Origin of the sequence: Nocardia sp. NPDC056611 (genome assembly GCF_042792755.1) — a bacterium.
Taxonomy (GTDB): domain Bacteria; phylum Actinomycetota; class Actinomycetes; order Mycobacteriales; family Mycobacteriaceae; genus Nocardia.
Window position 1 is genome coordinate 1,041,611 of the sequence record NZ_JBHTVV010000002.1, and the last position, 9,642, is coordinate 1,051,252.

The following is a 9,642-nucleotide window of genomic DNA, read 5'->3' on the forward strand; positions in this document are numbered from 1 at the left end:
CAGTGCGCAAGCTGTTCGCTGCGTGCAACGATCCGGCAACCTACCGTTCGGCAGCGTGTGCCAGACTGTCCGCCGCGTGCCCGATGCGCAGTTTGTCGGGCCGTGGGCGGCCACGGCCGTCGGAGAACACCCCCGCCCGGGTTCGAACCCGGCGCGGCATGCGAGAACCAGGAAAACCCCGGACGTGCGATTCCGCTCGATCATGTGCAGTGCGGCGGTCATGGCGGCGACGGGCCTGCTCGCGCTGACCTCGACGCCCTTCGATCTCGCGGCCAACGCCGAACCCGACGCGCTGCCCTTCTCGACCGGCAGTGGCGGGGAGGGCGCGCCGGACGGTTCGAGAATCGTGGCAACCCGCGTGATCGATGATCGGCACCTGCAGTTCACCGTGCATTCCGCGGCCATGAACATGGACTTCCCGGTGGACGTGCAGCGCCCGGCCGACACCTCCGTGCCGCGGCCGGTGCTGTACATGCTCAGCGGCGGCAGCGGCGGCAAGGGCGCGGCGTCCTGGGATCAGCGCACCAACGCCTTCGACTTCCTGGCCGACAAGAACGTGAACGTCGTGCAGCCGATCGGCGGCGCGGCGTCGTACTACACCGACTGGCGGCACCCGGATCCTCGGCTGGGCGTCATGAAGTGGACGACCTACCTCACCGAGGAACTGCCTCCGCTCATCGACGCCGCGCTCGGGGCGAACGGCCTGAACGGGCTGGTCGGCGTATCCATGTCCGGCACCTCGGTGCTGCAATTGCCGATCGTCAAGCCGGGGCTGTACCGCTCGGTGGCCGCCTACAGTGGCTGCGCGCGGATCGCCGATCCGATCGGGGAGGCGTTCGTGCGGATCACGGTCGCCTTCGGCGGCGGCGACGCCATCAATATGTACGGTCCGTCGGGGGACCCGCAGTGGGCGGCCAACGATCCCTACCTGCACGCCGAGGGCCTGCGCGGCCTGGACCTGTACCTGTCCAGCGGCAATGGCATGCCGGGACCGCACGACAAGGTCCTGGACAAGCACTTCGCCGGGGCCGGGGACAATCTCGCGAACCAGATCCTGGTGGGCGGCATCCTCGAGGCGGCCACCGATCAGTGCACCCGCGCCATGGGCGATCGGCTCGAGGAGCTCGGCATCCCCGCCACCGTGAAACTGCACCCGTACGGCACCCACTCGTGGGGTTACTGGGACGACGAGCTGCCCGCGTCCTGGCCGGTGCTGGCGCACGGGCTCGGCCTGTAGCCGCTCGGTCCCGGCCGGATCAATCCTGTTCGGGCGGTAGGTTTTCCAGCGCCCAGCGGGCCCACTCGGCCTTCAGGGCGGTGGCGCGCGCCCCGTATTCCAGGGCCAGATGGCCGTAGCGGGACAGGTCGCGTTCGTTCCAATCGATGCCCTGCTCCAGTTCGCGCAGATTCGCGTGCTCGCGTTCGGCCCGCTCGGCGATATCGGTCAGATACGCGCGGGCCAACCCGGGCGGGATGACACCGAGGAAGAAGATCCGCAACAGCGTCTCGTCGCGGTGCACCTCCTTCGGCGTGGTGGTGGTCAGCCACGTGCGCAGGTCCTCGAGCCCGGCGGCGGTGATCGTGTACTCCTTGCGCCCGCGCGGGCCCTCGTCGGTGACGGCGATGAGTTCGGCGTCGGCGAGCTTGGTGAGTTCGGTGTACATCTGGCTCTGCGTCGCGGGCCAGACATTGGCCAGTGACAGCTTGAAGGTTCGCAGCAGGTCGTACCCGCTGGCGGGACCGTCCGACAGCAATCCGAGCAGGGCGTACCGGAGACTCATGGAATCAGCTTACATTCCACTCTTGACATGTCGGAACTGGAGCCTCAATCTTGGACATGTCAGAACTGGAATGTCGCAGCCGTGAGCACGCCGCTGCTCGGGCAGACAGGTATCGATCATGACCACTCCTCCTCATCTCTCCGGCAACTACGCACCGGTCCCCGACGAGATCACCGCTTTCGAATTGCCCTGCACCGGAACGATTCCCGAGGACCTCAACGGCTGGTTCGTGCGCAACGGGCCCAACCCGCACGACGCCGCCTCCCCGCACTGGTTCTTCGGCGACGGCATGGTGCACGGTGTACGGCTCGAGGGCGGACGCGCTGTGTCCTACCGCAATCGGTGGGTGCGGACCACCCGGTTCACCGACGGCGCGCAGGGCATCGACGCGCAGGGCAACCGCGACTACGCCGCGGGTGCGGCCAACACCCACATCGTCCGGCACGCGGGCCGCAGCTTCGCCCTCGTCGAATCCTCGTTCCCCTACGAGCTGACCAGCGAGCTGGACACCGTGGGCCCCTACGACTTCGACGGCAAGCTCACCACCGCCATGACCGCGCACCCCAAGACCTGCGCGGTCACCGGGGAACTGCACTTCTTCGGCTACGACTTCCGCGAGCCGTACCTGACCTACCACCGCGCCGACGCCGCGGGCGATCTCGAACTCAGCCGCGCCATCGATGTCCCGGCCGCCACCATGCACCACGACTTCGCCCTCACCGCGAAGCATGTGCTGTTCCTGGATCTGCCGGTGGTGTTCGACATGCGGACCGCCATGTCCGGCGGGGCCATGCCGTTCCGGTGGAGCGACGACTATCAGGCGCGCATCGGCGTGCTGCGCCGCGACGACCCGCAGGGCCCGGTGCGCTGGTTCGACATCGAACCCTGCTACGTCTTCCACACCCTCAACGCCCACGATGACGCGGGCCGGATCGTGCTGTACGCCATGCGCTATCCGAGCATGTGGCGCGACACCTCACAGGGCTTCGACACCGGCGCGAACCTGTGGCGCTGGACCCTCGACCTCGTGACCGGGGCCGTCCGTGAGGAACGGATCGACGACCGGATCGCCGAATTCCCGCGCATCGACGACCGATTGGCGGGGCTCGACGCCCGCTACGGCCACGCCTCGGTCTCCGGCGGCGGCACCGGCGCGCTGCTGCGCTACGACCTGCACACGGGATCGTCCACCGTCCACGACTTCGGTCCAGGCCGCGTGCCCGCCGAAGCCGCGTTCGCGGCGGCCGACGAAAACCCCGGCGGTGCGGGCTATCTCATGACCTACGTCTACGACGCCGCCGAAAACAGCAGTGACCTGGTTATTCTCGATGCCGACGACCTCGGCGGCGAGCCGATCGGCAGCATCCACCTGCCGCGCCGCGTGCCGCACGGGTTCCACGGGAACTGGCTGCCCGACCTCTGATTCCTCGGCCGGACAGCCGTTCTCCGTCGTCAGTGCGTGCGGGGGAGCGTCACCGCGAGGGCGTCGACGGCGAAGCCGCTCGTGGTGACGCGGACCGCTGTGTCGGTGAAACGGCGGCCGCCCAGGGTGGTCCGCACGAACTGGCGGACCGTGTCGGGCTGTTCGGCGAGCGTGGCCAGGGTGGCCGCGGGGACCTCGATGCTGCCGTCGAAACCCCGTGGCTGATCGGTGATTCCGGCGGCCTGCACGGTCTGGCGGAGTCCGTCGACGGTGTGCAGGATCAGATCCAGCCTGCTGCCGTCGGCGAACTCCAGCCGCAGCGGCGTCGGCGAGACCGCGAGATCGAAATTCTCGATCCGCGCTCCCACACCCGACGGGGTCGTGCCCGCATAGGTGTAAGGGGATACGGGCACGCTGTCGTCGACCGAATGGTCCGCGGGCGTGTTGTCCAGGATCTTGCCCGCCAGCGGCTGATCGGTGGGGACGAAGCCCCACTGCTCGGCGGTCAGCGTTTTCACCCAGTACCCGGTATGCCCGTCGGCGACGCCCTCCACGCGCAGTTCGCGTGCGGCCGAGCCGATCCCGGTCTTGTGCACCGAGACCCGGTCGGTGATCTGCCCGGGGATCTTGGGCTGCGCGGTCCACTCGGGCGCGGGCAGCTGGATCGCGGCGTAGTGGTCGTCGATCCGTTCCGAGAGCATGTCGGGGGCTTCGGGACGGCCGCGCTGATCCTCGTAGGAGTAGCGGAAGAAGACCTTGTCCGCGCCCGAGATGTCGAAGTCGTACAGGCGGGTGTAGAGGTCGCCGAAGCGGTTCACCACCAGGGTGGTGGAGCCGCTGGTGGAGATACCGACCGCCCGGAAACGGCCGCCGGCCGGGGTGGACATCTCGTAGCTGTGGTCCAGCGGCAGCCACGGGTCCACGTAGTGGATGCGATGGCCGTCGTCGGTGAGCGCGTACACGTGCGACACCTTGGCGCCGCCCACCGTGTGGTCGTTGCCCGCGATATCGCGCCAGACGTGGTCCTCGCTGGGTGAGAGCACCGACCAGGTCCACGCCGTCGTGCCCGGCGGCAGGGTGTTGCCCGGACCGGTCCACAGCGGGGAGCCGTAGCGGCTGGACCAGTTCCAGTCCTTGGGGGCGCTGAGAATACGGTCCATGGTGAAGAAGCGTCCGTCGACATCGATGGCCATCATCTCGTCGTCGTCGGCCGAGACCCCGGCGACGCGTCCCGCCAGGCAGCCCGGCAGCGGCAGCGTGCGCCAACCGCCCTGCGCGGCGGCCGGTTTGACGTAGATCGCGCCGTCGCGGGTGGCGAAGGACCAGCGGCGGTTGAAGGTCTCCGCGGTGCCGCGCAGCAGGACCCGATCCGGCAGGGCGACCGTGGCGGCGGGGAACGCGTCCAGGCCGGCGGTGGTTTCGTCCGCACCCGGCTCGGGGGTGCCGACGGTGCCGAGCAGATCGCAGGCGGGGGCGGCGGTGGCCGCCTGCTGCGGCGCGGCGAGGGTGAAGGCGAGCCCGGCGGCGGCCGCGAGCACGCCGTGGCGCAAGGACAGATCGGTCATCACAGCCACCCGAGGGTGCCGAAGATCGCGATGGCGAGCGCGTCGACGCCCAGGATCGCGCCGACGGCGATGGCCTTGGCCCGCACGGTCGGCAGGTCGTACACGAAGAAGCAGGCCGCGAAGAACGGCACGTAGCCGACCAGCCAGATCAGGAACGGGAAGCCCGCGTGCCACCAGGACCAGTCCCAGGTCAGCACGCCCATCTTGTTGAGCAGCACCTCGACCCCGACCGCGGCCGCGGAGTTCAGCGCGATCAGCACCGGCCGGTTGGGCAGCCCGAGGATACGAGTCTCCTTGGGCGGCAGCATCTTCGCCGCGGCGATGCCCATGATGGCGAACATGAAGCAGATCTCGATGTTCAACCCGATGAGGATCTGATAGGCCGTCGGCCCGGACGCGGCCCACACCGGCGCCCGCCCGGTGCCGTGGAAGACCAGCGAGTTGCAGATCTCGTTGAACAGGTCCATGCCCCACAGCGCCAGGCCCGCGAACAGCACGTTCCAGTTCCGCCGCTCGACCTCGGTGGCGTAGATGTAGATGACGACCAGCAACAGCGGAATCACGTACCACTTGAATTGGCTGCTGTCCCGCAATAGCTCGAGCGCCACACGCGCGTGATCGGTCACCGCCGAACCCTCCCTCACCAGTTGAGCTCAGCGAGTGTGTTACAAATCACCGGCGAATGTCAACCTGTAAGCCCGATTCGCTTCTGGCGTGCGGGCGTTCGGGGTGAAGGGCCGGGGTGGGCGAGGAACGGATCGCGGTTCAGGGAGTGTGGCCGCGATCCGCTCCGGTGGGGTCCCGCCTCAGCTCGCCGGCTTCGGCGCCGTCATGGCCTGGTTGATGGTGGTGAAGTACTGTGCCGCGGCGAGGACGGCGGCCGGTGCGGTCACGAAGATCTGCCCGGCGACGGTGCCGAGGAAGCCGACGGCCGCCGCGCCCGCGAGGCAGCCCGCGACCGCGCCCGGCAGCGCGCCGAACATGGCGGTGAGCGCGCCGGTGAGGGTGGCTCCGGTGGCGCCGCCGATGAGGCAGCCGACGGCCGCTCCGCCGAGGCCGCCGGCCAGGGTGCCGACGGTCGCGCCCATGCTGATGGTGCTGGTCATGCGGCTCCACGCGGCCTGTTCGCGTTCGTAGGCGTTCTTCCAGGGCGCTTGATCCTCGAATGGAAGTGCCACCGGCCGATATTCGGCGTGCCGCAGGTCGAACCGGGGGGTGAGGGTCGCGGTGCGGTCGTGGATGTCCGCGTCGATGGGGAACACGAAATCGTCTACCCGGAAAGACAATTCGGTGCCCCCCAGCGTGGTGCCGTCGGGGGCGACGATCGTGAAGACGCCCTTGTCGGACACGAGTGATCCGGCGGAGGTCCGGATGACCGTACTGGTGTCTCCGACAGTCGCGGTGTAGTCGATCGCGCCGGAGGTGTCCGCCGGGGCGGCTGTCGCGGTGGCCGCGCCGATGCTCGCGACGGTCATGAGCAGTGCCGCGGACAGGGCGGCGGGACGGGCAGGGGAATACCCCATGTGACTGACCTCGAATTTTCTCATCAGGTGTGGTGTGGCACGCCGGGTTGTGGTGATCGGCCTCGGCGCGCATGCGTTTTCGGCTCGGCCCGGCGCTGGGAGAGATTACGGGTTTACAGAGATAATGACAATCATTATCGTTAAGCCCCGTCAATCAGTTCCGAGGAGGCCGAATGGGACATCTGCTGATGATCGAGAGTTGGGTCGGGTCGATGAGTACCCTGCTGCCGCAGGCGATCCGGGAGCGCGGGGACCGGTTCAGCTTCCTGACCCGCGACCTGCGGCACTATGTGCGAGCCGCGCCGGACGCCGGGCACCCGCTGCTCGGCGCCGCGAATATCGTGACGGCCGAGACGAACGCCGAGGCGGCGCTGCTGCCGTGGGTGCGGCGGTTGCACGAGGTCCTGGAGTTCGACGGCGTGCTGTCCTCCTGTGACTACTACCTGCCGGCGGTCGCGGCGGTCGCGGCCGAGCTGGGACTGCCGGGGCCGAGCCGCGAGGCCGTGGCGGCGGCATGTGACAAGGCCCGAACCCGCCGGATCTGTGGCGCCGCAGGCGTTCCCGGGCCGGAATTCGCCGTGGCGGCCACCGACGCCGACGCGCTGGAGGCCGCGAAGCGGATCGGCTACCCGGTGGTGGTGAAGCCCGTCGACCTGTGCGGCGGAATGTTCGTGCGTCGCGTGGACGACGCCGCGCAGCTACGCGCGGCCCTGGGCGAGATCACCGGGTTCCCGGTGAACGCGCGCGGACAGCAGCGCGCCGCCGAGGTGCTGGTGGAGCAGCATCTCGAGGGACCCGAATTCAGTGTGGAGACCGTCACTTTCGACGGGCGCACCACGGTCGTCGGCATCACCGACAAACAACTCACCGGCGCGCCGTGGTTCATCGAGGCCGGACATATGTTCCCGGCGCTGCTGGAACCCGCCGCGGAGTCGGCCATCGCCGATGTCGCACGCGCCGCGATAGCCGCTCTGGGACTGGACAATACGGTCGCGCACGTCGAGATAAGACTGACGGCGAGCGGCCCTCGGCTGGTGGAGGTGAATCCGCGGCCGGCGGGCAATCGCATCACCGAGCTGGTGCGCCGGGTGACCGGTATCGACCTGGCCGCGGTGTGCGCGGATCTGGCGCTGGGCCGGGCGCCGGATCTGACCACCGCGCCGACCGGTGTCGGCAGCGCGGCGATCGCCTTCCTGGTGCCGCGGGAAACCGGTGTCCTCGAAGGCGTTTCCGGTGCCGAGGACTGGGAGCTGGACACCCGCATCGTGGACTACGACTTGGCCGCGCCCGGTACCCGGGTGCGGTCCGCGCAGAACAACAACGGCTACCTCGCGCACGTGATGGTCGCCGAGGAGCAGGCCGGCGCGGCCGGGGATTCGGCGCGTGCACTGATCGACGCACTGCGGGTCTCCTACGCCGAGGCCGCGGTGGCCCGGTGACCGACAGCCCCCTTGCCCGGCCGATCACCCTGGACGCGTTGATCTCCTCGGTCCGGGCCGGTCGCATCGGTCCCGACCCGGCCACCGTGACGGTGGCCGCCGCCTTCCTCACCCTGCACAGCACCCGCCACGTCGGCCGGAACCAGCGGTACCGCAATGAGATTCTCAGTATCCGGGTCGGCGCCGCCGTGGGTTCGTGCGCCTTCGAACCGGGTGACGGGTCCGATCATGTGACCGCCGTCGGCGAGTGCGTCGGCGCGAGCATTGACGACCTGCTGGACCATCCGCTGCCCGCCGTGCGGATCGCCGCGCTGGACGCCTATCTGATGCACGCCCATCCGCATCCCGATGCCGGTGGCGTGCGCGGTGAGCCGGTTCTCGTGGCGGGGGAGTCCTCGTTGGCGAAATCGCGGACCCGGGCCGCCGGGGTCGTCGATCTGCTGCCCCGGGGGGTGCGCAGGGTCCTGGTGGTCGGTGTGGTGAATTCCCTGCTGGCGCAGCTGCGCGGCCGAGGTATCGGCTACATCCCCTGCGACCTGGCGGGCGGCGTCACCGAGTGGGGTGAGACGGTGCGCACCTCGGCCACCGCGATCGACGAACCCTACGATGCCTTGCTGGTCACCGGAATGTGCCTGAGCAATGCGAGTTTCGATGACCTGCTGACGCGGGCCCGCGATCGCGACGTGCCGATGGTGATGTTCGCGCAGACCGGCAGCGCGGTGCTGCCGTGGTTCCTGGGCGCGCCCGGGCTGACCGCGGTCGCCGCGGAGCCGTACCCGTTCTTCTCGCTGGACGGCGGTCCGAGCACCCACTTCCACTATCGCGGCGGGGAGTTCGCATGCGGCGCCTAGCAACACCCGCACAGTCCGGCCTGCTGCACCTGATCGGCGGCACGCCGATGGCGTGGATACCGGCGGGTGACGCCGGCGTCGGGTACCGGGCCAAGCTGGAATCGGCCGGAATCGGCGGTATGAAGGCCCGCGCGGCGATCTCGCTGCTGTCCGGTGCGGTCGCGCGGGGCGAGCTGGCGCCGGGTGCGCCGGTGGTCGAATCCACCAGCGGCACCCTGGGAATGGGGCTGGCCCTGGCCGCCCGCGCGCTCGGGCATCCGGTCGTACTGGTCGTCGACGACGAGCTGGAACCGGATATGCGTGCCCTGTTCACCGCCTACGGCATCCGGCTCGAGGTGGTCGAACGCCCGCATGCCGTGGGCGGCTGGCAGCAGGCGCGCCTGGATCGGCTGAGCGAGGTGCTCGCGGCCACGCCCGGCGCGTATTGGCCCGACCAGTACGACAATCCGGACAACGCCGCCGGGTACGCCGCCATGGCACAGGAGATCATCGACCAGGTCGAGACCGTCGATGTCCTGGTGGCGACGGTGGGTTCGGGCGGCCACTGCGCGGGGCTCACCCGGGTACTGCGACAGCGCTGGCCCGGATTGCGCGTGATCGGGGTGGATTCGGTGGGCTCGCGGATCTTCGGCCAGCCCGCCCGGCACCGGGTCATGCGGGGCCTCGGCAGCAGCATCCTGCCCCGCAATGTGGTGTATTCGGACTACGACGAGGTGCATTGGGTCGGTCCGGTCGAGGCCGTCACCTCCTGCCGAGCCGTGGCGGCGCGGACGTGCGTGGCGGGTGGATGGAGTACCGGGGCGGCCGCGCTGGTGGCCGGGTGGGCCGCCCGGCGTGAACCCGGAGCGCATGTCGTGACCGTCTTCCCCGACGGGCCGCACCGCTACCTGCGCACCATCTACGACGACGAATGGTGTGCCGCGCGTGGGCTGCTGGGCGCCGCCGCGACCGATCCGGTCGAGATCGCGGCACCGGACGCGGTCGAGGTCGAGGGCTGGGCGCGGTGCGGCGTGGTTCGCGACCCGGCCGGGGCGGGGGCGCCGGTATGAGACTGGAGTCT

9 protein-coding genes are annotated in these 9,642 nt (G+C 69.6%); 5 read left to right on the plus strand and 4 right to left on the minus strand.

Annotated elements, in window-relative coordinates; genetic code table 11:
• Positions 1–220: 220 nt before the first annotated feature.
• Positions 221–1,237 carry an alpha/beta hydrolase gene (locus tag ACFRAQ_RS13465; protein ID WP_379100248.1) on the plus strand — a complete coding sequence of 339 codons (1,017 nt, stop codon included), beginning with the start codon at positions 221–223 and terminating at the stop codon, positions 1,235–1,237.
• A gap of 19 nt (positions 1,238–1,256) precedes the next feature.
• On the opposite strand, the gene ACFRAQ_RS13470 is transcribed toward ACFRAQ_RS13465, so the two are convergent.
• Positions 1,257–1,781 (minus strand): PadR family transcriptional regulator, encoded by a 525-nt coding sequence (locus tag ACFRAQ_RS13470; RefSeq protein ID WP_379098573.1) that lies wholly within the window; start codon positions 1,779–1,781, stop codon positions 1,257–1,259.
• A gap of 118 nt (positions 1,782–1,899) precedes the next feature.
• Between ACFRAQ_RS13470 and ACFRAQ_RS13475 the strand changes: the two genes are divergently transcribed.
• On the plus strand, positions 1,900–3,204 hold the full coding sequence (locus ACFRAQ_RS13475; RefSeq protein WP_379098576.1) for a carotenoid oxygenase family protein: 1,305 nt from the start codon (positions 1,900–1,902) through the stop codon (positions 3,202–3,204).
• A 29-nt stretch (positions 3,205–3,233) separates the two neighbouring features.
• Here the strand turns inward: ACFRAQ_RS13475 and ACFRAQ_RS13480 are convergent, their stop codons facing one another.
• The 3 genes from ACFRAQ_RS13480 to ACFRAQ_RS13490 all read right to left on the minus strand — a co-directional run bounded on the left by ACFRAQ_RS13480 (position 3,234) and on the right by ACFRAQ_RS13490 (position 6,292).
• Positions 3,234–4,769 carry a hypothetical protein gene (locus ACFRAQ_RS13480; protein WP_379098579.1) on the minus strand — a complete coding sequence of 512 codons (1,536 nt, stop codon included), beginning with the start codon at positions 4,767–4,769 and terminating at the stop codon, positions 3,234–3,236.
• The gene (locus ACFRAQ_RS13485; protein WP_379098582.1) at positions 4,769–5,395 is read right to left on the minus strand and encodes a hypothetical protein; all 627 of its coding nucleotides are present in this window, start codon (positions 5,393–5,395) and stop codon (positions 4,769–4,771) included. The genes ACFRAQ_RS13480 and ACFRAQ_RS13485 overlap by 1 nt, the downstream gene beginning before the upstream one ends.
• A gap of 180 nt (positions 5,396–5,575) precedes the next feature.
• Positions 5,576–6,292: a hypothetical protein gene (locus tag ACFRAQ_RS13490; RefSeq protein WP_379098585.1), complete on the minus strand. Its 717-nt coding sequence runs from the start codon at positions 6,290–6,292 to the stop codon at positions 5,576–5,578.
• A gap of 173 nt (positions 6,293–6,465) precedes the next feature.
• Here ACFRAQ_RS13490 and ACFRAQ_RS13495 point away from each other — a divergent pair, with 173 nt between their 5' ends.
• Genes ACFRAQ_RS13495 through ACFRAQ_RS13505 form a run of 3 tightly spaced genes read left to right on the plus strand, consistent with a single transcriptional unit; the run spans position 6,466 to position 9,631 of the window.
• A complete protein-coding gene (locus ACFRAQ_RS13495; RefSeq protein ID WP_379098588.1) occupies positions 6,466–7,731 on the plus strand; it encodes an ATP-grasp domain-containing protein in 1,266 nt (421 codons plus the stop codon).
• On the plus strand, positions 7,728–8,582 hold the full coding sequence (locus ACFRAQ_RS13500; RefSeq protein ID WP_379098591.1) for a hypothetical protein: 855 nt from the start codon (positions 7,728–7,730) through the stop codon (positions 8,580–8,582). The genes ACFRAQ_RS13495 and ACFRAQ_RS13500 overlap by 4 nt, the downstream gene beginning before the upstream one ends.
• Positions 8,570–9,631: a PLP-dependent cysteine synthase family protein gene (locus tag ACFRAQ_RS13505; protein ID WP_379098594.1), complete on the plus strand. Its 1,062-nt coding sequence runs from the start codon at positions 8,570–8,572 to the stop codon at positions 9,629–9,631. Before ACFRAQ_RS13500 ends, ACFRAQ_RS13505 begins: the two co-directional genes overlap by 13 nt.
• Positions 9,632–9,642: the final 11 nt, after the last annotated feature.